The sequence below is a fragment of the Streptomyces cadmiisoli genome (assembly GCF_003261055.1).
GTDB lineage: Bacteria > Actinomycetota > Actinomycetes > Streptomycetales > Streptomycetaceae > Streptomyces > Streptomyces cadmiisoli.
Map to the genome: position 1 here is coordinate 1,141,843 of NZ_CP030073.1, position 22,043 is coordinate 1,163,885.

Here is a 22,043-nt window from a genome sequence, read left to right on the forward strand (position 1 = left end):
TTACGCATGACGAAAGAAGCCCCGGAGCACCCCACGGCGGTCGTCGAGACACGTCTTGCTCATGAGGTCCACCGCGCCGCCACCACGCTGCTCGCCGACGCGGCAGTCGATCCCTCGGTCCCCCTCACCGCGCTGGCCCAGCTGCGCGACTTCGTCGTCGCGAACCTCGGCCATCACCACGAGACCGAGGACAACGACCTGTGGCCGCGGATCATCGCGGCGGCGCCGGACACACGGCACGCGCTCGAGGCCCTCAGCGAGCAGCACGAGCGCCTGGACGAGGAACTCGACGTGCTGTCCGCGGTGATCCTGCGCGAGGACGCGGTGGCGGACGGCGACGCCATGGCCGCCGTCCGGACGGCACTGCGGGACGCTGCGGCCGCGTTGCGCGACACGGTGCACGAGCACCTCGCTCATGAGGAGCCGCTCCTCCTCCCGGCGCTGCGCGACCACATCAGCCCCGCCGAATGGCAGGACTTCGCGCGGCGGGTGATCGCCACCACGCCACCGGTGGCCGGACACCTGATGGTCGGTCTCCTCGACGAGGTGGGCACACCCGCCGAGGTGGAACTGGTCCTGGCGGGTCTGCCGGAACCGGTCCGGCCACTCCTCCCCGCCATGCGCCGGCAAGCGGCGGACGACCTCCGGGTCCTGCGCGCCGCATCCTGACCTTCACCCGCCGGGCGTCCGGACGCGGCACACGCCCCGTCCGAAGGTCGACCTCACTGTCGCGGTCGCACTTCCGGCCCCGCCCGCGGTGCCGCCGTCATCGGCCTCTCCCGCGCCGGCCCCGCCGGCCGGCAGGCGGTCTCGTCGGCTCCCCCGCCTCGCTCGACTTCACCGACACAATGATCAGCGCGTCTTCCGACGGGCGCCCTCAGAAAGAACTTCGAGCATGACGACCGTACTCGACCGCTATTTCGAGATCGTGGACTCGGCCGGCGGTCACCCCGCGGACCTGGCCGACCTGCGTGACGTCCTCGCCGAGAACGTACTGCTGATGCACAGCGGGGAGATGGTCCAGGGCCGGAATCCGGCCGTCGACCTCCATGTCGCGCAGGCGGCCAAGTGGGCGCGGTCCAAGCACCGGTGGACGTCCTCCGTGGGCGCCGACGGCTCCGTCACCGGCTGGTGGAGCCGGTCCGGACAGGATCAGCACGGCCACGGATGCCACGGCGAGGGCCAGGTCACCGCCGCCGTGGACGCGGACGGACGGATCTCCCGGCTCCACCTCACACTGACCGACGGGTCGGACCGCGCCAGAGTGCTCATAGCCCGGCACCTGGAGGTCTGGATGATGCCGGACCCGACCGAGCGCGCCGAGGCGATGGCGGGGATCTACACCGAGGGCATCAGGTTCATGGAGCCCGACGACGTGTTCGTGGGCCGCGAGGTCCTCAACGAGTACATCGACGTCGTGCGGCGCAAAGCTCCACCGCTGAGGAGCCGGGTCGTGAGCCACACCCGGAACAGGGAATTCATCCTCTGGACCTGGGACTTCGGGTTCGCGGGCAACAGGACGGCAGTCGGTCTGGAGGTCCTCCGCCTCGATGGGGACCTCATCGACACGGTCACCGTCTTCGGTTCGGACAGGGACGCCGAGTCCGCACGATAGTCGGGCACACGTCGTACGCCACCCGGAGCCGTCGCCGCGGGCGCGCGTCAGTGGGACTCGGCCTCGTCGGCCTCCAGACCGCGGTCGATGCCGTGGGGCACGACGATCTGCCCCTGTTCGAGGTCCAGGCGCCTGCCGTCGAGACGGACCTCGACCTTGTCCGGTTCGAACGACACCAGACCGCTGATCCGGTCGACCTCCCGGCAGGCGTCGGGATACGACCAGGCCGCGCGATGCGCGTCCCCGATGTCGTAGTAGTCGCACAGACCCTTGTACGGGCAGAAGGTCCGGCCCTCGACGGGGCACAGCACGGTCTCGTCGATGTCGGCCCGCGGGACGTACCAGCGAGGGGCGAATCCCGACTCGTAGAGCACCACGGGATGTTCGGAGCGGGCCACCACGGTGCCGTCGAGGCGCACTTCCAGGGTGCGTGAGGTGTCGCGGAGATCGATGCGGTGGTACGGATCGGCGGCGTGTCCGAGGACGCGTTCGTCCTCCTCGTAGAAGGCGTCCATCGCACGCCAGGCGAAGGCGATCCGGCCCTGGAGGTCGGCCGCGTGGCCGGGCAGCGCGGTGAACTCCCAGGCGGCGCGCTCGGTACCGCGGTCTCCGGCGCGCACCGTGTACCAGGCGGTGTCGCCGAGGTCCTTGTGGTGGGTGACCCTGCCGCTCTCGACCAGGGCCTCCCCGTCGACGTCCTCGCGGGGGAAGTAGGCGACGGGGTAGCGGCCCGGCTCGTGCAGCAGCACGACGTTCTCGCTGTCGGCGATCCAGGTGTTGTTGAACCTGACCCGCATGCGGCGGCGCAGCCGCTCGGCGAACAACAGCCGCTCGGGGACGGGCTCGGGGGTGAGGAAGTGCCCGACGGCGCCTGCGGACAGGGGGCCTTGCTGCCAGGACAGTCCCATGGCGATGCCTTTCGGGTACGGGGCGCACGGGTGGTCGGCGCCCCGGGTGTCAGTCGAGAACGCGGGCCAGGAAGTCGCGGATGTGGCCGGCGATGGTGTCGAGATGGCTCTCCAGCGCGAAGTGACCCGACTCCAGCAGATGGACCTCGGCATCGGGCAGGTCCCTGCGGAACGCCTCGGCTCCCGCCGGACCGAAGATCTCGTCGTTGGCGCCCCATACCGCGAGGAGGGGGACCTGGGAGTCACTGAAGTACTGGTGGACCTGCGGATAGAGGTCCACGTTCGTCGGGTAGTCGCGGAACAGCCTGAGCTGGATCTCGTCGTTGCCGGGCCGGTCCAGCAGCGCCTGGTCGTGGACCCAGCTGTCGGGGCTGACCAGGCTGGGATCGGCGACACCGTTCACGTACTGCCAGCGGGTGATCTCCGGGGTCAGGGCGGCACGCATCGGGCCTTCGGTCTCCGGTCCCGGTGCGTCGGTGTACGCGAAGACGTTGTCCCAGAACGGCTTGACGAAGCCCTCCTCGTAGGCGTTGCCGTTCTGCGTGATGATCGCCGTGACGCGGTCCGGGGCCTGGAGGGCGAGCCGCCAGCCGATGGGGGCGCCGTAGTCCTGCACGTACATCGCGAACCGGTCGATGCCCAGTTGCCGGAGCAGGCCGGAGGTCACCTCCGTCAAGGCGTCGAAGGTGTACGGGAAGTCCTGCGGGGTGGGCATCGCCGACTGGCCGAACCCGATGTGGTCGGGGGCGATCACGTGGTAGCGGTCGGCGAGCGCGGGGATGAGATGCCGGAACATGTGCGAACTGGTCGGGAAGCCGTGGAGCAGCACGAGGGCCGGCGCCTCGGGGTCACCGGCTTCCCGGTAGAAGACGTCCAGGCCGTTGACGCCGACGGTGCGGTGATGGACTGCGGAACCCATATTCCTAACCCTTCTAGCGAGCTTTAGCGGTTATATCGAGTGGAGCACATCAGGCCTAACCAGTCAAGGAGCTTTTGCTGGTTATATTGGACCGGTGGGCGCGGGGTGCTGCGGCATTCAGCGGACGGCACGGCCACCCCACCTCAAGCCTCGACCCGTGGCGGGGCATCAGCCGGCGCACCGGGCGCGAGCCGATGTAACCTGTCAAGTGAATCAATCAGGTTAGGAGGTGTGTCGGTGACCGACCGAGAGCAGCAGGACGTACTGCTGGAACTCCTCAACACCACGCCGGTGGTCGACGGCGTGGTCCAGGACCGGCTGGCGGACCCCGAAGCGGCCAGGTCGTGGCAGCAGGCCCACGGCGGCAGCGGAACCGCCGACGAACTCCACCACCTCGTGCGGGCGCGCGACACGCTCCAGGACGTGGTGCGCGGCAGCGAGCCCGCCACGTCGCTGGCTCCGCTCCTGGAAGGTGTGACGTCCCGCCCGCAGCTCACACCCGCGGGAGTGTCGTGGCAGCTGGAGGCCCCGGCCGAGCGCCGGCCGGCGGTGGACGCCGTCATGGCGTGGAGCACGCTCCAGCAGACGGTCCCCGGCCGGCTGCGGCCGTGCGCCAACCCGGAGTGCCGGCTGTTCCTCATCGACCGCAGCAAGACCAACAAGGCCCGCTGGTGCTCGATGGCCGTGTGCGGCAACCGTATGAAGGCCCGGCGGCACTACCAGCGCACCCGCGAGGCCGCCGAACAGCCGCCGACCGCTCCCGCGGCCGCGTCGCCGGCCCCGGAACGCGCCCTGACCCATGATCACGGAATCGCGGGGCCTGCGGCACAAAACTAGGATCGCTTCCGGCGCCCGGATCACGGCGCGCTCGCCACAAGGCACGCAGCACACCGATCGCAGAGCGCGGCGCACCGATCGCAGAATCCGGATTCACGGCGCCATCGGGAACCGACCCGGCCGACCACCCAGCAGGAGGTCCGCAATGGCGACGCTGCTGTCCGTCAACGTAGGCATGCCGAAGGACGTCTCCTGGCAGGGGCGGACCGTTCACACCGGAGCCTGGAAAGCGCCCGTCCAGGGTCCCCGCATGGTGCGGCGGCTGAACGTCGACGGCGACGGCCAGGGAGATCTGGCCGGGCACGGCGGCGAGATCCGGGCCGTCCTCGTCTACCAGCTGGACTCCTACCGGTACTGGCGCGCGCAGCTGGGTCGTGACGACCTGGCGTTCGGCATGTTCGGGGAGAACTTCACCGTGGACGGCCTGCCCGACGACGACGTGTGCATCGGCGACCGGTACCGCATCGGCGAGGCCGAGTTCGAGGTCACGCAGCCGCGTGTCACCTGCTACCGCGTCGGCCTGCGCCTCGGCGAACCCACGATGGCCTCCCTGCTGGTCGCCCACCACCGCCCCGGCTTCTACCTGCGCGTGATCACCGAGGGACACGTCCAGGCCGGCGACGAGATCACTCTGACCGGCAAGGGCCCGCACCGGCTCAGCGTCGCCGACACCGACGCGCTGCTCTACCTGCCCGACCGCGACCCCGCGAAGCTGAGCGAGGCACTGGACATCCCCGCCCTCAGCCCCGGATGGCAGCAGTCCTTCCGCGAGCTCGCCGCCGCTCAGGAGCCGAAGCAGGAAGCCGGTCGGGCGGGCGAACGCTCCGGCACCCGGCAGACCGAGGCAGAGCCGCAGTGGCCGGGCTTTCGGACCATGCGCGTCGCCCGCGTCGTCCCCGAGACACCCACCATCTCGTCGATCTACCTCGACACCACCGACGGCACCGCGCTGCCGGAAGCCCGCCCGGGCCAGTACCTCTCCATCCGCCTCAGCATCGGGGACACCGACCCGGCGGTACGTAGCTACTCCCTGTCGTCCACCCCCGCGACCGACACCTACCGCATCAGCGTCAAGCACGAACCCCACGGGAGAGTCAGCGGCCACATCCATGACACGCTCCGCGCCGGAGACCTCGTGGACATCGCCAGCCCCCGCGGGACGTTCGTGCTCGAACCGAGCACCCGACCCGTCCTGCTCGTCTCCGCCGGGATCGGTGCCACCCCGGTGCTCGCCATGCTGCACAAGCTCGCCGCCACCCGGGACCCCCGCCCGGTCTGGTGGATCCACACCACGCACGACCGCGCCCACCACGCCTTCGCGGCCGAGACCCACGCCCTCGTGGCCGAACTCCCCGACGGCCACGAGTGCATCTACTACACACGCGAGACCCCGCGTCCCGGCGAGTCCCACATCACCCGGGGCCGACCGACCGCCCGATCGCTCACGGCCAACGGCGTCCCCACCGACGCCGACGCCTATGTGTGCGGGCCGACCGTCTTCATGGACGACCTCCGGCACCATCTGAGCGAGCACGGGCTGCGCCCGGAGCGGATCCACACGGAACAGTTCAGCGCCCTGCCCGCCATCAATCCCGGCGTCACCTCCGCGACCGCGGTCCGCCCGCACCAGCCGGCCGGGCCCACCGGCAGCGGCCCGCTCGTCACCTTCGCCCGCAGCGGCATCACGACCCCCTGGTCACCCGCTCACACCTCGCTGCTCGACCTCGCCGAAGCCTGCGACATCCCCACCCGCTGGTCCTGCCGCACCGGTGTGTGCCACACATGTGTCACGCACCTGATGGCGGGCGACGTCGCATACACCTTGCCGCCCCTCGAACCGCCCGAGGCCGGCACGGTCCTCGTCTGCTGCAGCGAACCGGCCACGGAAGTGGTCCTCGACCTCTGACCGGCCCCGCGGCACGATCGGCGCCGGCATCCAGGAGGCGCGCACCGCCCGTACGTCTCCCCCGGCACCCGATCAGCGGGGCCACCGCCCGCCCGCTACTCGGCCCAGGGCTGGAAGCCGGTGCCGAGGACGGCCTCCAGCAAGACCCGCAGCCTGGCCGCCTCCTCGGCGCCGAAACTGTCCTCGAAGCGTTCCTGCACGGCCTTCCACAGGGGCGTCGCGGCCCTCATCCGGGCGCGGCCCTCCGGCGTGATCGTCACGATCCGCGCGCGGCGGTCGGCTTCGGACCGTTCGACGGTCACGAGGCCCTCACGCGCGAGCGGCTTGAGGTTCGACGCCATCGTCGTGCGGTCCATGGCGATCGTCTCGGCCAGGGCGGAGATGGTCATCTCTCCTTGCCCGTTCAGCTTCTGCAGGATGCTGAACTGGGTGCCGCGCAGCCCCACCGGGCTCAGCGCCTTGTCGTAGGTCGCGCCGATGTATCGGGCCGCCTTGCGCAGGGCCAGGTTGTTGCAGCTGTCGACCAGGTTCGTCGGCGCAGGGGTCATGTTGTCCTCCAGAGCTTCCCCTCCACGGTAAGAGCACATACTCCTAAGCGCCAGGGGCGCCCACGCGAGTCAGACATGGCAGACATCTCTTGCATTTCGCGCAATAGGAGCATATCCTCCTTTCAGGAGTTGCGGCGCGCCGCCGTCCGGCCCGATGCCCCGGCGCTTCATGAACCCGCACCTTTCACACACGACAGCACTCACCCATCACAGCCGCGTGTGCTCACACGCCGGCGCGACGCTCAAGGGAAGATCGACCCATGGTGGCCAGCAACCTCGTCCTCATCGCCAACGCCGGCGGCGTCGGCCGTACCGTCCTGGAAACGCTGCGCGCGCACGACGTACCTGTACGCGCGATGGTCCGGCGCGACGACGAGCGCGCGACCGCGCTGCGCGACCTCGGCGCGGAGGTCGTCGTCGGCGACCTGACCCGACCCGAGACCGTCGCGGCGGCGCTGGAGGGTGTCGCGAGGATGTACTTCGCGATGCCCGTGTCACCGGACCACCTCCTGGCGGCGACCGTGGCGGCGAGCGTGGCGCGGGAGCACGGACAACTGGACGGGCTGGTCGCCATGTCCCAGATGACGGTGTCGCAGATGACCGCGACCAGCACCGGGGAATCGCACCAGCAGCGGCTGCACTGGCTCGCCGAGCAGGTCCTCGACTGGTCGGGCCTGCCGGTGGTGCACATCCGGCCCACGGCCTTCCTGGACAATCCGCTGTTCACCGCGCTGCCGGCCCGGACGATCCGGGAGAACGGCACGATCGCGCTGCCGTTCGGCACCGGACGCACCTCGCCGGTCGCCGTGTCCGACGTCGCGCGCGTCGTCTCGACCGTGCTCCGCGAGCCCGCCCCGCACGTCGGCAACGTCTACGAGCTGACCGGTCCCCGATCCATGGACATGACGGAGATGGCCGCCGAGTTCTCCAGGGCCCTGGGGCGTCCGGTGTCGTACGTCGACGTGCCTCCGGAGCGGTGGCGGTCCGAGGTGCTCGCCAAGGTCGGCCTGCCTCCGCACACCGAACAGCACATCGTCACCATGGCCCGCCTGCATCGCGAGAACCGCTACGACCGGGCCACCCAGGACGTCGAACGCGTCACGGGCACACCGGCGCAGTCGGTCGAGGCGTTCGTGGCCGAACGCAGGGACTTCTACGTCGGATAGCAACACCGGACCGCAGCGGTTGGCCCGCCCCGAGGTTCAGACGGTCCCGGGCAGCCCGTCCGGTCGGGTCGTCGTGGGAAGCACGACGCGACACGACCGGACGGGAACGGGTCGTCAGCCCTTCGCGCGGACGGGCAGGCGCCAGTTCGGACGGATGAAGTGGCAGGTGTACCCCTCGGGGTAGCGCTCCAGGTAGTCCTGGTGCTCGGACTCGGCCTCCCAGAACGGCCCGACGGGTTCGACCTCGGTCACGACCTCGCCGGGCCACAGGCCCGAAGCCTCGACGTCGGCGATGGTGTCCTCGGCCGTGCGCTTCTGCTCGTCGTCCACGTAGTAGATCGCCGAGCGGTAGCTCGGACCGACGTCGTTGCCCTGCCGGTTCTTCGTCGTCGGATCGTGGATCTGGAAGAAGAACTCCAGCAGCCGGCGGAAGTCGGTCCGGTCGGGATCGAAAACGATCTCGATCCCCTCGGCGTGGGTACCGTGGTTGCGGTACGTGGCGTCGGGCACGTCACCGCCGGTGTAGCCGACGCGGGTCGACACCACTCCGGGTTGGCGCCGGATCAGGTCCTGCATACCCCAGAAGCATCCGCCCGCGAGAACGGCCCTCTGTGTCTGTCCTGTCATCTCAGTACTCCGCACTAGCGTGATCGTGGTGTCCACGGACCGGGGGGAGCGTTCCGTGCCCCTCACGCGCCGGATCCCCGCGTGGGAAAAGCGCCCGCAGAGCGGGTCGCCGTCGAATTTGTCCTGTGCGGCATGCACCTCCCCGACACCAAGGTCGTCGGACGACGCGCAGGTGAAGGCGCCCTCTCCTGCCGCCCGGGAACTCGGTCGCCGGGAAAACGGACCGCCGTCGGCGTGGGACTGTCGCCGCGCCCCTACGCACCACACGCTACGTCCCTGGAACACCCGTGTCACCGCCACCACCTGCGGCGGGCCGCCGCACGTGGCCCCGCCCGGCCGCGCCGGGGCGGATCGCGGCCCGCGAGCGCGCCGTACGACCAGGGCCGCGGACCGTGCTCAGGAATTCTTTTGAGCTTGTGGGTACCGTGAGGCGAGGAACGCTCGCGCCCCCACGAGTCGGGGTCGCTCGGCGTCACCACCCGGCACCGACCGCTCACCTCGTCTCGTCGCCGTCGCCCCGCAAAGTCGCTCGTCGACTCGGGAGGTTTCATGGCAGACAACACCGGCGTCACGGCCGACACCGCCGGTCTGAGGGACCTGGCCTCGCGCGTGCGTACGCCCGACGTCGTCGACGCCATGGGCCGCGCTCACCGGCACGTGTGTCACATCGGCGACCTGGTGAGCCCGACCCCCGGCCGTGTGCTGCTGGGCCCGGCGTTGACCGTCTCCTATCTGCCTTCGTGCGCGGAGGCGCTCCCACCGGAGCGGTACAACTTCACCCGGCTGCTGACCGACGCCGTCGGAGAGGGCGCGCAGGGTGGCGTGCTGGTGCTGGCCGGCAACGGCCACACCGGTGTGTCCCTCGGAGGTGGGGGCAAACTCTCCCTGCTGGCGGCGCACGGCCTCGCCGGCGTCCTGGCCGACGGCCGGCTCCGGGACTTCCCGCAGCTCGCGACGTACGACTTCGCCGCCTACTGCTGGGGGGAGACGACCAAGTGGGGCGGCGACGTGGTGACACCGTACGAGGCCAACCGGCCGGTCGTCGTGGCGGGTGTGACCATCCGACCCGGTGACTACGTGTTCGCGGACGGGTCCGGCGCCGTCGTCATCCCCGCCGCACAGGTCATCAGCGTGTTCGAGGAGGCCAACCGCATCGTGCGGGACGAGGAAGCCTTCGTCGAGAGCGTCCGAAAAGGTGCCGTCGACGCCCGGTTCGAGTAGTCCCGGCCGGCGTCCGGCCACCGGCCGGACAGCCACCGCCGCGCCCGCGATTCATGGGCGGCCGCGCAGAAAGGTGATCAACGTGAATGAGTCCGTCCGGCAACTGATCATCGTCGGCTCCGGTCCGGCCGGCTACACCGCCGCGCTCTACGCGGCCCGTGCGCTGCTGCGCCCCTTGGTGTTCGAAGGCGCCGTCTCCGCCGGCGGCGCGCTCATGAACACCACCGACGTGGAGAACTATCCGGGGTTCCCCGAAGCGGTGCTGGGTCCGGAACTGATGGAGAAGATGAGGTCCCAGGCCCAGCGCTTCGGCGCCGAATTGATCCCCGACGACATCGTGGAGGCCCGCCTCGACGGCGAGGTGAAGGAACTCGTGGACAGCACGGGCCGAACGCACCGCGCCCGCGCGGTCATCCTCGCCACCGGCTCCAGCTACCGCGAGCTGGGGCTGGAGAACGAGAAGCGGCTGTCCGGGCGCGGCGTGAGCTGGTGCGCCACCTGTGACGGATTCTTCTTCCGGGACCAGGACGTCGCGGTCGTGGGCGGCGGTGACTCCGCGCTGGAGGAGGCCAACTTCCTCACGAAGTTCGCCCGCTCGGTCACCGTCGTGCACCGCCGTGACAAGCTGCGCGCCTCCAAGATCATGCAGGAACGGGCCCACCGCAACGAGAAGATCCGTTTCCTGTGGAACCGCGAGGTGGTCGACGTTCTCGGACAGGACAAGGTCACCGGAGTCCTCGTGCGCCACGTGGACACGGGAGAGAAGACCGACCTGCCGGTGACCGGCGTGTTCATCGCGATCGGACACGATCCCCGCGTCGAGCTGGTCGAGGACCAGGTGTCCTTGGACCACGCCGGATACGTGGCCGTCGAGGGCCAGTCCACACGGACCAATCTGAACGGCGTGTTCGCCTGCGGCGATGTCGTCGACCATGAGTACCGGCAAGCCGTCACGGCCGCCGGCACGGGTTGCGCGGCGGCACTCGACGCCGAGCGGTACCTCACGGCACTGGACGACTGCCTGACCGCCGACGAGGCACGCCTCGAAGCCATATCGGTGGCCGAGCTCGTGCACTGACCCCGTGCCCGCCTGCAAGGATCCCGGAACCCGGTGACTACGCTGGGTCCGGAAGGTGGAGGAGGTCACGATCTGCATGGGTGACGGGCACACGCCTGGACGGTCGCGCCAGGAGGACACGCTCGAGAACGAGTGGGAGACGCACCGGCCCGCGGTCTTCGGCGTCGCCTACCGGCTGCTGGGCACGCTCGCCGACGCCGAGGACGTGACCCAGGACGTGTGGCTGCGGGCCGCCGGAGCGGATCTGAGCAAGGTCACCGACCTGCGGGCCTGGCTCGTGACAGTGGCCGCGCGACGCTCGTACGACATCCTCAGGAGCGCTCGCCTGCGCCGGGAGACCTATGTGGGGCCGTGGCTGCCGGAGCCGCTGTTGACCGGTCCGGACGCGTCCGAACCGGTGCTCGTCGACGAGTCCGTGAGCTCCGCCATGCTGCTGATCATGGAGGAGCTGAGCCCTCCGGAGCGGGTGGCCTTCGTCCTGCACGATGTCTTCGGCCTCCAGTTCGCAAGGATCGCGGAAGTGCTGGACGTCGCCGTGCCGAGCGCCCGGCAGCTCGCCTCACGGGCGCGACGGCGGGTGGCCAAGGCGAAGGAGTCCGCGCCGCAGGCGCCGAAGGCCGAGCGCGATCGGGTCCTGGCGACGTTCCGCGCCGCCTACGAGTCCGGGGATCTGGCCGGTCTGGTCAGGCTCCTGCACCCCGACGCCGTCTACGTCACCGACGGGGGCGGCAAGATCGCCGCGGCCCGCAAGGCCATCCACGGCGGTGAGCGCATCGCCGAGGTGATGGTGCGCGTGGGACGTCAGCAGCGTCCGGACGCCATCGACCTCATCGAGGTCGGCGGCGAGCTCGCGCTGGTGTTCCGCCGCGACGGAGGCGTCTACTCCATCGACACGTTGCAGGTCACGGACGGTCTGATCACCGCGTACCGCAGGGTGCTGAACCCGGAGAAGCTCGCTCACGTCTGAGCTGTCACACCCGGAGGGGCTGTGTCGTCTCCCTGATGAGAACGCGCATCGGGACGACGAGGAATCCGAGGGCAGGTGAGATCGATCGTGCGGTACGGCATACATCCACCTGCCGCGTTCTCCGACGTGCCGCCGGCGGCCCGGCATGCCGAGAGCCGGGCGCTCGGTGGAACCCCCTCCCCAGTAAGGACCTGATCTTGCAAGCCATCACTGTTTCGGACCGGGCCGCCGGCATCGCCGGACTGACCCCGATGGACCTGCCCCACCCCCATGCGGCCGAGAACGACGTGATCGTGCGGGTGCACGCCGCCGGCTTCACACCCGGCGAGCTGGACTGGCCGGCTACGTGGACCGACCGCGCCGGCCGCGACCGGACACCGAGCGTGCCCGGCCACGAGCTGTCGGGCGTCGTCGTGGAGCTCGGGTACGGCACCACCGGTCTGAGCGTCGGCCAGCGGGTGTTCGGTCTGACCGACTGGACCCGCAACGGATCGCTCGCCGAGTACACGGCGGTGGAGGCCCGCAACCTCGCCCCCCTGCCCGCGGACGTCGACCACACCGTGGCCGCCGCGCTGCCGATCTCCGGCCTGACCGCGTGGCAGGGGCTGTTCGACCACGGACGCCTCACGACGGGCCAGACCGTCCTGATCCACGGCGCCGCGGGCGGGGTCGGCTCCGTCGCGATCCAGCTCGCCCGTGAGGCGGGTGCGCAGGTGATCGGCACCGGTCGGGCCGCCGACCGGGAGACGGCGCTGGAACTCGGCGCCCACACCTTCGTCGACCTGCAGAACGACACGCTGGAGGACATCGGCGAGGTCGACGTCGTCCTCGACGTGATCGGCGGCGACATCATGGACCGCTCGGCCGCCCTGGTGCGGGCCGGCGGCACACTCGTCGCCATCGCCATGCAGCCCAGGGTCCAGCCCAAGGACGGCCGGTCCGTCTTCTTCGTGGTGGAACCCGACCGCGCCCGGCTCACCGAACTCGCCGCGCGGCTGAGGGACGGCCGGCTCAAGCCGGTGGTCGGTGGTGTACGGCCGCTGGCCGAAGCGGTAGACGCTTTCGCCCCCGCCACCCGCACGCCCGGAAAGACGATCATCCGCGTCACCGAGGACTGACCGGGACTCGCTTCTGACGGACAGGGCCGCCAGTGCCTCCCCCCGCCGCCACCACGCCGGCCGGGAAGCACCCCCGCGGATCGGCGGACCGGCCGGCCCCCGGCAGCGACCGTGCCGCACCGGCACGTGCAGCCGCACTCGACCCACCGCCCCACGGCGCGCCCGGGAACGCACCCCGTGGCGCAACACACGAAGGAACCCGAGGAACCATGTCGAACACACAGCGCGTGAACATCGGAAAGCAGCACCCGGCCGCCTACAAGGCCCTGATCGCCCTGTCGTCGGAGGTGGAGGCCGCCGCCGCCTCGGCGGGCCTGGACCCCCTCCTGGTCGAACTGCTGAAGATCCGCGCCTCCCAGATCAACGGGTGCGCGTTCTGCCTGCGCATGCACACCCGCGACGCCCTGCGGAAGGGCGAGAACCCGGACCGGATCGCCGTGCTGCCGGGCTGGGAGGAGGCCGGCTACTACTCCGAGACCGACCGCGCCGCCCTCCGGCTGACCGAGGCGATCACACGGGTGGAGGACGGTCACGTCCGTGACGAGGAGTACGACGCCGCCGCTGCCGTACTCACCGCGGACCAGATCTCGGCGGTGTCCTGGCTGGCGACGCTGATGAACGCCTTCAACCGCGTCGCGATCACCAGCCGTTACCCGGTCGAGCGCTGACCCGGCAACCACGAGACGTGCCGGCGCTCCGGCGACCCACCGGGTCCGCCGGAGCGCCGTGACATCCACGCCCCGTGGGGGTGATCACCCGCGATACGTCTCCAGCAACCGCAGCCACACCTCGCTGACCGTCGGGAAAGCGGGGACGGCGTGCCACAGTCGCTCGACCGGCACCTCGCTGACGACGGCGACGGTCGCGGAGTACAGCAGTTCCGCGACGCCCGGACCCACGAAGGTGGCACCGACCACGGTGCCCCGGTCCAGGTCGACGACCATGCGGGCCTGGCCGCGGAATCCCTCCGCGTACTGGACCGCGCCGGCCACGCTGCGGAAGTCGTTGTCCACCACCCTCACCCGGCGGCCCTCGCGTTCCGCCTCCTGGGCCGTCAGACCGACGGTCGCGACCTCGGGGTCGGTGAACACCACCTGGGGCACGGCCTCGCTGTCGGCGGTCGCGACATGCCTGCCCCACCTGCTTTCGTCGACCGGTTCACCGTTGGCCCGGGCCCCGATCACGGCGCCCGCGATCCGGGCCTGGTACTTGCCCTGATGTGTCATCAGGACGATGTGGTTGACGTCGCCCACGGCGTAGAGCCACCCGTCCTCCACGGCACTGACCCGGAAGGTCGGGTCGACCTTCAGCCAGTCGCCCGGGGTGAGGCCGACGGTCTCCAGGCCGATGTCTTCGGTGCGCGGTGCCCTTCCGACCGCGAACAGGATCTCGTCGGCCACCAGTTGATCGCCGTCCCCCAGTGTGACGCGTACCTCGCCGTCGGGCCCGCCGTCCCGCGCCACCGAGGCGACCGCGGTCCCGAGGCGCAGGTCGACGCCCGCCTCGCGCAGCCCTTCCGCGACGAGTTCCCCGGCGAACGGCTCCCGCCCCGGGAGCAGTCCGCTGCCGCGGACCAGCATGGTCACCTCGGAGCCGAGCGCACGCCAGGCGGTGGCCATCTCCACGGCCACGACTCCCCCGCCGACCACGACGAGTCGTCCGGGCACCGCCTTGGCACTGGTGATCTCACGGCTGGTCCAGGGGCGCGCCTCGGCCAGACCGGGAATGTCGGGGAGCGCCGCGCCCGTGCCGGTGCAGACGGCGACCGCGTGCCGGGCGCTGAGCCGCACGGTGTCGCCGTCGGGGGTGGTGACCACCACCTGCCGGGGACCGTCGAGGCGGCCGTGGCCGCGCACCAGGGCGACATCGATGGAGTCCAGCCACGCGACCTGGTCCTCGTCGTGCCAGTGGAAGACGATGTCGTCGCGGTGCGCGAGGACCGCGGGCACGTCCAGCGGCCCCTCCACCGCCTTCCGCAGCCCCGGCACCCGGCGGGCGTCCGCGCGTGCCAGGACCGGCCGGAGGAGTGCCTTGCTGGGCTCGCACGCCCAGTACGAACACTCGCCACCGAGCAGTTCACTCTCCACGATCACTGTGCTGAGCCCCGCGGCGCGGGTCCTGTCGGCGACGTTCTCACCGACCGGGCCCGCGCCGATGACGACCACGTCGTAGGTGCGGGATGTGTCGTTCACAGCGGCTCCTGCGTGTCATTCCGGTTCAGCGGGTCTGTGTCACGAGGGCGAGTGCTCCCGGGCACCTGGTGTCGGCCGCTGGACGAGCCGGCGGACGTGGCGGGCCTGATTCGATCCGGCCGGCGGGCGCGGGAGTTCTGCCCCGGCCGCCACGACGACGTGGACAGTGGAAGTCGCCGGTGGCCGCGGCACTAGGTCTCCAGGTCCAGCCGCACGACCGCACCGATCTCGATGAGTTGGTCCGGCAGCGCGAGTTCGACCACGCCCATCGCGGTGCTGGTGGGACGGTGCCGGTCGAAGTACTGCGCGTGGAGACGCGCCAGCGTCTCGAAGTTCTCCCGCAGATCCACCACCAGCGTGGTGGTCTCGACGATCTGGTTGCGCGCGGCTCCGAACTGCTTCAGTACGCGGTCCAGGTTGTCGAACGTCGTCCTGGTCTGGAGCTCGAAGTCGCCGGCGCCGATGAAGGTGCCGGCTTCGTCGTGAGACAGCTGTCCGGAGACATACACGGTCTCACCTGCCTGCAGTGCCTGGCTGAATCCGTACAGGGATTCCCACGGCACGCCGTAACCGAATTTTCTGGCCTGAACAGTCATGGATTTCTCCGTCGATCCAGGGCTTCCACGACACGGCGTGGCAGGGGCGCCCGTTTCGATCCGGCGGTGGCCCTGGATCCCGGTCCGAGGCCCCCACGGCGAAGCACTGTCCGTAGATCAACCTCCATCGAGCGTAGCAACAGGTGCCGCCGCACGCCTTTTGCCGAGAACGGTCGCCCGGCCGCCGGCCGCGTCAGACCCCGGTGGCCGACCGGGTGTGCACGGCCACGTCGGCGGCCTGCACCTCACGGCCGTCGTCGTCGACGTAGCCGACATGAACGGGCTGCCCGGTGGAGCGCGTCCGGCGCACCGCCGAGGGACCCGAGGGGCGCGGGCGGTGCCGGTCACCCCACTGCTGAAGCGCGGCCAGCACGATGCGCAGCTCGCTTCCGGCTTCGGTCAGGTGGTAACTCTGCCGCGGTCTGCTGCCCGGTTCCCGGTAGGTCTCCGTGCGCAGCACCCCGGCCTCGACGAGCAGCTTGAGGCGGGCGCTCAGGAGATTGGACGCGATGCCCAGCGAGGCCTGGATCTCGGCGAACCTGTGCCTCTCGGCGAAGATCTCGCGCAGTACGAGAAGGGCCCACCGTTCCCCGAGGATCTGCAGGCTGCGCTCGATGGAGCAGGCCGGCTCGTCGTCCGTGGGGCCCGACCACTGACGAACGGCTGCCACGGTCCACCTCCGTCGTCGCGGTCCCACGGTCGCGGGCCGTCACTTCGTGCACACGAGAGTCTACGCCCTGAGTTTCCCCCTGCAAGTCAGCACTGGGCCACTGACTTGCAACATTAAATTCAGCATCTAACATCGAGGCATGAACGACACCCCTGCGCCCGTGCGCACGATCGAGGAATCACCCGCTTACTGGCGGGTCCTGTTCGACAACCCCCCGCTCAACGTCGTCGACCGCGCCGTCTTCGAAGGCCTGCAGGACCTGCTCGCCCGGATGGACGCCAGCCCCGACCTCCGCGTCGTCGTCTTCGAGAGCGCGAACCCGGACTTCTACCTCGCCCACTTCGACATGTCCGGCAGGTCGGCGGGCATCACCAGGACCGCCGGCCCCACCGGCCTGACCACCCCGACCGACACCTTCGTCCGGCTGTCCAGGTCGCCTGTGGTGAGCATCGCCAAGATCCGGGGCCGGGCCCGCGGCGTGGGCAGCGAGTTCGCCCTCGCCTGCGACATGCGCTTCGTCTCCAGGGAGACCGCGATCCTCGGTCAGCCCGAGGTCGGCGCGGGGGTCATCCCCGGCGGCGGGGGCACCGAGCGGCTCCCCCTGCTGACCGGCCGCGGCCGCGCGCTGGAGATCATCCTCGGCGCGGACGACTTCGACGGCGACACCGCCGAACGCTACGGCTACGTCAACCGCTCCCTCCCGGACAGCGAGCTGGACGCCTTCGTCGACACGCTCGCCCGGCGCATCGCCTCCTTCGACCGGCGCCCGGTCGAGGCGGCGAAGAACCTCGTCAACCAGGTCTCCCTGCCGCCCGTCGACCGGCTCCTCGACGGACGCGACGCCTTCGCGGCCGCCCTGACCTGGCCCGAGACACAGCAGCGGGTCGCCGCCCTGTTCAAACGCGGAATGCAGCAGGAAGGAGACCTGGAGAACCGGTTCGGGGCGCACCTGCCGCATCTGCTCGACGAGTAGCCCGACGCCCGGGAGGCTCTGACCGGCGTGCGCACCGCACCCGCCACGGAGGCCGAACGACAAAGGCAAGGAGGTCACCCACTCCTTGCCACTCTCAACCTATAGCGCACGGGGGGCCTTGCGGCAAGGCCCCGGTCGTGCCGCACAATCGTCGGCCTGAGCCAGAACCGACGGAATTGGGTGATTCACGAAGTGCGTGTGTTGCTGACGACATACGGGTCGCGCGGGGACGTCGAACCGCTGGCGGGACTCGCCGCGGAATTGCGGGCGCACGGCGCGGAGGTACGGGTCTGTGCGCCGCCGGACGACGAGTTCGCCGAGCGGTTGGCCGGTGCGGGGGTGTCCATGGTGCCCGCCGGCCCGTCGGCGCGGGCGCTGACGACCGCGGCGGCACCGCCGTCGCCGGCCGGACTGCCCCGGCGAGCCGCCGAGTTGATCGCCGGTCAGTCGGAGGCGATCACCGGGGCGGCCGAGGGATGTGACCTGCTGGTCGCGACCGGCGTCGTACCGGCCGCGGCCGGTGCGCTCTCGGTGGCGGAAGGGCTGGGCATCCGCTCCGTGTCCGTGACGTTCCAGCAGCTGACACTGCCGTCGCCGCACCGCCGGCCGCTGGCTTATCCGGGCCGGCCGCTTCCCCCGGAGGTGACCGACAACCGGGTGCTGTGGGACCTGGACGCCCAGAACATCAACGCGCTGTTCGGTGCGGCGCTGAACACCTTTCGGGCGTCCATCGGGCTGCCTCCGGTGGACGACGTGCGGGACTACGTCATCGGCGGCCGGCCCTGGCTGGCGACGGACCCCGTCCTGGATCCGTGGCGGGAGCCGGCCGACCTCGACGTCGTACAGACCGGTGCGTGGATCCTGCCCGACGCCCGGCCGCTGCCGGACGAGTTGGTGGCGTTCCTGGACGCCGGGACCCCACCGGTGTACGTGGGGTTCGGCAGCATGCCCCTGCGCGGATCGGCGGACGGCGCCCGGCACGCCATCGAGGCGGTCCGAGCCCAGGGGCGCCGCGTGGTCGTGGCCCGGGGCTGGGCGGACCTGGACCTGATCGACGACCGGGACGACTGCTTCGTCGTCGGCGAGGTCAACCAGCAGGCGCTGTTCGCGCGAACGGCCGCCGTCGTGCACCACGGCGGCGCGGGCACCACGACGACGGCCGCCGGAGCCGGGGCCCCTCAGGTGGTGGTGCCGCAGGCCGCGGACCAGCCGTACTGGGCCGGGCGGGTGGCCGCGCTGGGCATCGGCGCGGCACACGACGGTCCGATTCCGGCCTTCGGCTCCCTGTCGGCCGCCCTCACCACGGCCCTGGACCCCGCGACCCGCGCGCGAGCCACGGCCACGGCCGGCCGGATCCGCACCGACGGAGCGGCGGTGGCGGCGAAGCTGCTGCTCGGCTCCGCCGACCGGGCCAGGGCGTCGACGCCCGCGTGAACCGTGCGGGATCGCGGCACCGACCCGCCACACGGTCGCCCGCGAACCCCGACGACCCGAACCGGTCACGGCGACCCGGTCCGCTCCACGGCGGACGACGCCGCTCATGTCCACCGGGTACGTCACGCCGGTCCGGCCGTCACCCGCCGCTCGCACCGGCGCCTCGCGCCGCGCGTATGGTTCACCAGCGACCTCAGACTTCGGAGCACCTCACGTGAATCCCCTCACCACCAGCGCGTTCGACCTTCCCGACCGTCTTTCCCCCAAGGCCGACCCGACGCTGATCGGCGACGACGAACGGCACTTCGCGGCCGTCGCCGAGTGCCTGGAGCAGTCGATCGCAGAACTGTCCGACCGTCTCGACGCCGAACTCAGGTCCCCCGGCGGTCTGGGGCGTCAGGCGATGGACAGGGACACGGAGATCCACCGGCTGACCGCCCGCCTGCGCACGCTGCGCCGCTTCGGGCTGGACCTGTGCCTCGGCCACATGGTCGACGCGGACACCTCGGAACGCGTCTACGTCGGACGGCTCGGCCTCACGGACAGCACGGGCCACCGGCTGCTGGTCGACTGGCGCTCCCCGGCCGCCGAGCCCTTCTTCGGAGCCACCCACGCCAACCCGATGGGTCTGGCGAGCCGCCGCAGATACCGCTGGAGCCGCGGCCGGATCAGCGACTACTGGGACGAGGTGTTCACCTCGGACGCGATCGCCGGGCACGCCGCGCTCGACGATCAGTCCGCCTTCATCGCCAGCCTCGGCACCAGCCGGTCGCCGCGCATGCGGGACGTCCTCGGCACCATCCAGGCCGACCAGGACGCCATCATCCGCGCCGGATCGCGCGGCGCGCTGGTCGTCGACGGCGGTCCCGGTACGGGCAAGACCGTCGTCGCCCTGCACCGCTCCGCCTACCTCCTCCACTCCGACCCGCGCCTCGGCCACCGGCGCGGCGGCGTGCTGTTCGTCGGTCCCCACCAGCCCTACCTGGGCTATGTCGCCGACGTCCTGCCCAGCCTCGGGGAGGAGGGCGTACAGACCTGCACCCTGCGCGACCTCGTCGCCGAGGGCGAGGGGGCAGGAACCGAAACCGACCCGGCGGTCGCCCGGCTGAAGTCCTCCGCGAGGCTCGTGGCGGCCATCGAGCCGGCCGTGAGGTTCTACGAGGAACCGCCCACCGAGGGAATGACGGTCACGACCCACTGGTCCGACATCCGGCTGACCGCCGACGACTGGGCCGCGGCGTTCGAGGCCGCGGAACCCGGCACACCGCACAACGAGGCCCGTGAACAGGTCTGGGAGGAACTGCTCACGATCCTGGTGGACAGGCACGAAGGGGACGCCCCGGAGAACCTGCTGCGCAAGTCGCTGCACCGCAACAGGGAACTGCTCAAGGCCTTCAACCGGGCGTGGCCGCTGCTGGAGGCGGCCGACCTCGTCAGCGATCTGTGGTCGGTGCCCGCCTATCTGCGGATGTGCGCTCCGTGGCTCGGCCCCGACGACGTCAAGCGGTTGCGGCGCGCGGACGCCCAGGCCTGGACGGTGTCCGACCTGCCGCTGCTGGACGCGGCACGGCAGCGGCTCGGCGACCCGGAGGCGGCCCGCCGCCGGCGTCGGCACAACGTCTCCCTGGCGGCCGAGCGCGAGCGCATGGCTGGCGTCATCGACAACGTGATCGCCGGAGACGACGACGGTGAGGGGGCCGTGACGATGCTGCTCGGCCAGGACCTCCGGGACGCCCTGGTCGACGAGAGCGTGTCCCCCCGCGTCGAGCCCGACCTGCTCGCCGGGCCGTTCGCGCACATCGTCGTGGACGAGGCTCAGGAACTGACCGACGCGCAGTGGCAGATGCTGCTGGCGCGGTGCCCGTCCCGGAGCTTCACCATCGTCGGGGACCGGGCCCAGGCCCGGCACGGTTTCACCGAGTCGTGGCAGGAGCGGCTGGAGCGGATCGGGTTCGACCGGATCGAACTGGCCACGCTGAGCATCAACTACCGCACGCCGGAGGAGGTCATGGCCGAGGCCGAACCGGTCGTCCGGGCCGTGCTCCCGGACGCCAACGTGCCGACCTCCGTCCGCAGCGGCGGTGTCCCGGTCGTACACGGTTCCGTCTCCGACCTGAGCGCGGTCCTCGACACCTGGCTCGCCGCGCACGCCGACGGGATCGCCTGTGTCATCGGTGATCCGGCGTTCCGGCCGAGGGCCCGCGTCCGCTCGCTGACCCCGGAGCTGTCGAAGGGGCTCGAGTTCGACCTGGTCGTCCTCGTCGACCCGGCTCGATTCGGCGACGGCATCGAAGGCGCGGTCGACCGCTACGTCGCGATGACCCGGGCGACGCGGCAACTCGTCGTCCTCACGAGTGCCTGACCGGCACACCCGCCCGTCGTCCCCGCCCACACGGCCGGTGTGAGGCGGGACGGACCCACGTGCCGGGGCCCGGCCCCGGGCCATATGAGTGGCGGCGGGCGCGAACCGCCGACGGGCTGTTCGGCCGCGCGGGCGTGACGTCCTTAGCCTCGGCACATGGCCACCCTGTGGGACCTCCTGCACGACTGCATCCCCGACGACCACGCCCGCCAGGTCACGTCGCGGTACTACCTCGACGAGGCGATGAGCTCGCCGCAAGCGCCGGACCGGGTGGTCGACCTGGGATGCGGGCGCGGCGCTTCCGCCGCGCTGTTCAAGCGGCACGCTCCGAAGGTCCGGTGGCTGGGAGTCGACATCCGGCACTCTCCGGAGTCCTCGCAGCACCGGCCCGGAGGCGACCCGCTGGTCCACTACGACGGCATCAATCTGCCCTTCCGCTCGGACAGCCTGCCGCTGATCTACTCGCACCAGGTGTTCGAGCACGTCTCGCACCCGCGGGAGCTGCTGGCGGAGGTCGGCCGGGTGCTGCGGCCGGGCGGACTGTTCATCGGGAGCACGTCGCAGTTCGAGCCGTACCACTCCTTCAGCCTGTGGAACTACACGCCGTACGGATTCCGGGTCCTGGTCGAGGAGGCCGGTCTCGCCCTGAAGGAGATCCGGCCCTCCCTGGACGGGGTGACGCTGATGATGCGCGCCTATCACAGCGAGCGGAAGAAGGAGTACGGGCGGTACTGGAACGAGGAGTCGCCGCTCAACTCCGAGATCGACAGCTGGGCTAAGCACACGAGGCGGCGGACCGCACTGGTGAACCTGCGCAAGCTCACCTTCTGCGGCCAGTTCGCCTTTCGCGTCGTCAAACCGGAGCCCGCCGCCTGAACGACGGCACGACGACGCCTCCCGCCGTGG

Annotated in this window: 20 protein-coding genes and 1 pseudogene; 14 read left to right on the forward strand and 7 right to left on the reverse strand. The window is 70.9% G+C overall.

Going from position 1 to position 22,043, the window contains the following annotated elements:
* The first annotated feature begins 6 nt into the window (after window positions 1–6).
* On the forward strand, window positions 7–669 hold the full coding sequence (locus tag DN051_RS04580; protein ID WP_112438050.1) for a hemerythrin domain-containing protein: 663 nt from the start codon (window positions 7–9) through the stop codon (window positions 667–669).
* Between the two features lie 226 nt (window positions 670–895).
* On the forward strand, window positions 896–1,615 hold the full coding sequence (locus DN051_RS04585) for a hypothetical protein (RefSeq protein WP_112438051.1): 720 nt from the start codon (window positions 896–898) through the stop codon (window positions 1,613–1,615).
* A 47-nt stretch (window positions 1,616–1,662) separates the two neighbouring features.
* Here the strand turns inward: DN051_RS04585 and DN051_RS04590 are convergent, their stop codons facing one another.
* Window positions 1,663–2,523: a DUF427 domain-containing protein gene (locus DN051_RS04590; RefSeq protein WP_112438052.1), complete on the reverse strand. Its 861-nt coding sequence runs from the start codon at window positions 2,521–2,523 to the stop codon at window positions 1,663–1,665.
* Between the two features lie 49 nt (window positions 2,524–2,572).
* Complete coding sequence (locus tag DN051_RS04595; RefSeq protein ID WP_112438053.1) at window positions 2,573–3,442, reverse strand: alpha/beta fold hydrolase; 870 nt, start codon at window positions 3,440–3,442, stop codon at window positions 2,573–2,575.
* Window positions 3,443–3,679: 237 nt separating this feature from the next.
* On the opposite strand from DN051_RS04595, the pseudogene DN051_RS04600 reads away from it, so the two are divergent.
* Together DN051_RS04600 and DN051_RS04605 are read left to right on the forward strand one after the other, a co-directional pair.
* Window positions 3,680–4,174: pseudogene (locus tag DN051_RS04600) on the forward strand (CGNR zinc finger domain-containing protein); the annotation flags it as partial.
* A gap of 250 nt (window positions 4,175–4,424) precedes the next feature.
* On the forward strand, window positions 4,425–6,185 hold the full coding sequence (locus tag DN051_RS04605) for an MOSC and FAD-binding oxidoreductase domain-containing protein (protein WP_112438054.1): 1,761 nt from the start codon (window positions 4,425–4,427) through the stop codon (window positions 6,183–6,185).
* A 95-nt stretch (window positions 6,186–6,280) separates the two neighbouring features.
* Here the strand turns inward: DN051_RS04605 and DN051_RS04610 are convergent, their stop codons facing one another.
* On the reverse strand, window positions 6,281–6,733 hold the full coding sequence (locus DN051_RS04610; protein WP_053756251.1) for a MarR family winged helix-turn-helix transcriptional regulator: 453 nt from the start codon (window positions 6,731–6,733) through the stop codon (window positions 6,281–6,283).
* A 260-nt stretch (window positions 6,734–6,993) separates the two neighbouring features.
* On the opposite strand from DN051_RS04610, the gene DN051_RS04615 reads away from it, so the two are divergent.
* Window positions 6,994–7,899 carry an NmrA family NAD(P)-binding protein gene (locus tag DN051_RS04615; protein WP_112438055.1) on the forward strand — a complete coding sequence of 302 codons (906 nt, stop codon included), beginning with the start codon at window positions 6,994–6,996 and terminating at the stop codon, window positions 7,897–7,899.
* Between the two features lie 114 nt (window positions 7,900–8,013).
* Here DN051_RS04615 and msrA read toward each other — a convergent pair whose 3' ends face one another.
* Window positions 8,014–8,526 (reverse strand): peptide-methionine (S)-S-oxide reductase MsrA, encoded by a 513-nt coding sequence (msrA, locus tag DN051_RS04620; protein ID WP_112438056.1) that lies wholly within the window; start codon window positions 8,524–8,526, stop codon window positions 8,014–8,016.
* 549 nt (window positions 8,527–9,075) lie between these two features.
* Here msrA and DN051_RS04625 point away from each other — a divergent pair.
* From DN051_RS04625 to DN051_RS04645, 5 genes are all read left to right on the forward strand, one after another.
* Window positions 9,076–9,747 carry an RraA family protein gene (locus DN051_RS04625; RefSeq protein ID WP_053756248.1) on the forward strand — a complete coding sequence of 224 codons (672 nt, stop codon included), beginning with the start codon at window positions 9,076–9,078 and terminating at the stop codon, window positions 9,745–9,747.
* A gap of 82 nt (window positions 9,748–9,829) precedes the next feature.
* Window positions 9,830–10,825, forward strand: coding sequence for a thioredoxin-disulfide reductase (gene trxB, locus DN051_RS04630; protein ID WP_053756247.1), 996 nt, complete (start codon window positions 9,830–9,832; stop codon window positions 10,823–10,825).
* Window positions 10,826–10,901: 76 nt separating this feature from the next.
* Window positions 10,902–11,792: an RNA polymerase sigma factor SigJ gene (sigJ, locus tag DN051_RS04635; protein WP_053756307.1), complete on the forward strand. Its 891-nt coding sequence runs from the start codon at window positions 10,902–10,904 to the stop codon at window positions 11,790–11,792.
* Window positions 11,793–11,989: 197 nt separating this feature from the next.
* On the forward strand, window positions 11,990–12,910 hold the full coding sequence (locus DN051_RS04640; RefSeq protein ID WP_199314884.1) for an NADP-dependent oxidoreductase: 921 nt from the start codon (window positions 11,990–11,992) through the stop codon (window positions 12,908–12,910).
* A gap of 209 nt (window positions 12,911–13,119) precedes the next feature.
* Window positions 13,120–13,578 (forward strand): carboxymuconolactone decarboxylase family protein, encoded by a 459-nt coding sequence (locus tag DN051_RS04645; protein WP_053756246.1) that lies wholly within the window; start codon window positions 13,120–13,122, stop codon window positions 13,576–13,578.
* A gap of 84 nt (window positions 13,579–13,662) precedes the next feature.
* Here the strand turns inward: DN051_RS04645 and DN051_RS04650 are convergent, their stop codons facing one another.
* From DN051_RS04650 to DN051_RS04660, 3 genes are all read right to left on the reverse strand, one after another.
* Window positions 13,663–15,102: a dihydrolipoyl dehydrogenase family protein gene (locus DN051_RS04650; RefSeq protein ID WP_112438057.1), complete on the reverse strand. Its 1,440-nt coding sequence runs from the start codon at window positions 15,100–15,102 to the stop codon at window positions 13,663–13,665.
* Between the two features lie 191 nt (window positions 15,103–15,293).
* Window positions 15,294–15,698, reverse strand: a complete 405-nt coding sequence (locus DN051_RS04655) for a RidA family protein (RefSeq protein WP_112438058.1) — start codon at window positions 15,696–15,698, stop codon at window positions 15,294–15,296.
* Window positions 15,699–15,891: 193 nt separating this feature from the next.
* Window positions 15,892–16,368, reverse strand: a complete 477-nt coding sequence (locus DN051_RS04660) for a winged helix-turn-helix transcriptional regulator (protein ID WP_199314885.1) — start codon at window positions 16,366–16,368, stop codon at window positions 15,892–15,894.
* A gap of 139 nt (window positions 16,369–16,507) precedes the next feature.
* On the opposite strand from DN051_RS04660, the gene DN051_RS04665 reads away from it, so the two are divergent.
* From DN051_RS04665 to DN051_RS04680, 4 genes are all read left to right on the forward strand, one after another.
* Entirely contained in the window at window positions 16,508–17,341 is an 834-nt protein-coding gene (locus DN051_RS04665) for an enoyl-CoA hydratase/isomerase family protein (RefSeq protein ID WP_053756242.1), read from the forward strand.
* 192 nt (window positions 17,342–17,533) lie between these two features.
* Entirely contained in the window at window positions 17,534–18,775 is a 1,242-nt protein-coding gene (locus tag DN051_RS04670) for a glycosyltransferase (protein WP_199314886.1), read from the forward strand.
* Between the two features lie 214 nt (window positions 18,776–18,989).
* Window positions 18,990–21,137 (forward strand): RNA polymerase recycling motor ATPase HelR, encoded by a 2,148-nt coding sequence (helR, locus tag DN051_RS04675; RefSeq protein ID WP_112438059.1) that lies wholly within the window; start codon window positions 18,990–18,992, stop codon window positions 21,135–21,137.
* Between the two features lie 156 nt (window positions 21,138–21,293).
* Complete coding sequence (locus DN051_RS04680; protein WP_053756240.1) at window positions 21,294–22,013, forward strand: class I SAM-dependent methyltransferase; 720 nt, start codon at window positions 21,294–21,296, stop codon at window positions 22,011–22,013.
* Window positions 22,014–22,043: the final 30 nt, after the last annotated feature.

Bases quoted from the DNA above. Each gene is read 5' to 3' on its own strand.
- DN051_RS04605 (WP_112438054.1), top strand. From the start codon at position 4,425: ATGGCGACGCTGCTGTCCGTCAACGTAGGCATGCCGAAGGACGTCTCC.
- sigJ (WP_053756307.1), top strand. From the start codon at position 10,902: ATGGGTGACGGGCACACGCCTGGACGGTCGCGCCAGGAGGACACGCTC.
- DN051_RS04680 (WP_053756240.1), top strand. From the start codon at position 21,294: ATGGCCACCCTGTGGGACCTCCTGCACGACTGCATCCCCGACGACCAC.
- DN051_RS04615 (WP_112438055.1), top strand. From the start codon at position 6,994: ATGGTGGCCAGCAACCTCGTCCTCATCGCCAACGCCGGCGGCGTCGGC.
- DN051_RS04665 (WP_053756242.1), top strand. From the start codon at position 16,508: ATGAACGACACCCCTGCGCCCGTGCGCACGATCGAGGAATCACCCGCT.
- DN051_RS04610 (WP_053756251.1), bottom strand. From the start codon at position 6,733: ATGACCCCTGCGCCGACGAACCTGGTCGACAGCTGCAACAACCTGGCC.
- DN051_RS04655 (WP_112438058.1), bottom strand. From the start codon at position 15,698: ATGACTGTTCAGGCCAGAAAATTCGGTTACGGCGTGCCGTGGGAATCC.
- DN051_RS04585 (WP_112438051.1), top strand. From the start codon at position 896: ATGACGACCGTACTCGACCGCTATTTCGAGATCGTGGACTCGGCCGGC.
- DN051_RS04645 (WP_053756246.1), top strand. From the start codon at position 13,120: ATGTCGAACACACAGCGCGTGAACATCGGAAAGCAGCACCCGGCCGCC.
- DN051_RS04580 (WP_112438050.1), top strand. From the start codon at position 7: ATGACGAAAGAAGCCCCGGAGCACCCCACGGCGGTCGTCGAGACACGT.
- msrA (WP_112438056.1), bottom strand. From the start codon at position 8,526: ATGACAGGACAGACACAGAGGGCCGTTCTCGCGGGCGGATGCTTCTGG.
- DN051_RS04625 (WP_053756248.1), top strand. From the start codon at position 9,076: ATGGCAGACAACACCGGCGTCACGGCCGACACCGCCGGTCTGAGGGAC.
- DN051_RS04590 (WP_112438052.1), bottom strand. From the start codon at position 2,523: ATGGGACTGTCCTGGCAGCAAGGCCCCCTGTCCGCAGGCGCCGTCGGG.
- DN051_RS04595 (WP_112438053.1), bottom strand. From the start codon at position 3,442: ATGGGTTCCGCAGTCCATCACCGCACCGTCGGCGTCAACGGCCTGGAC.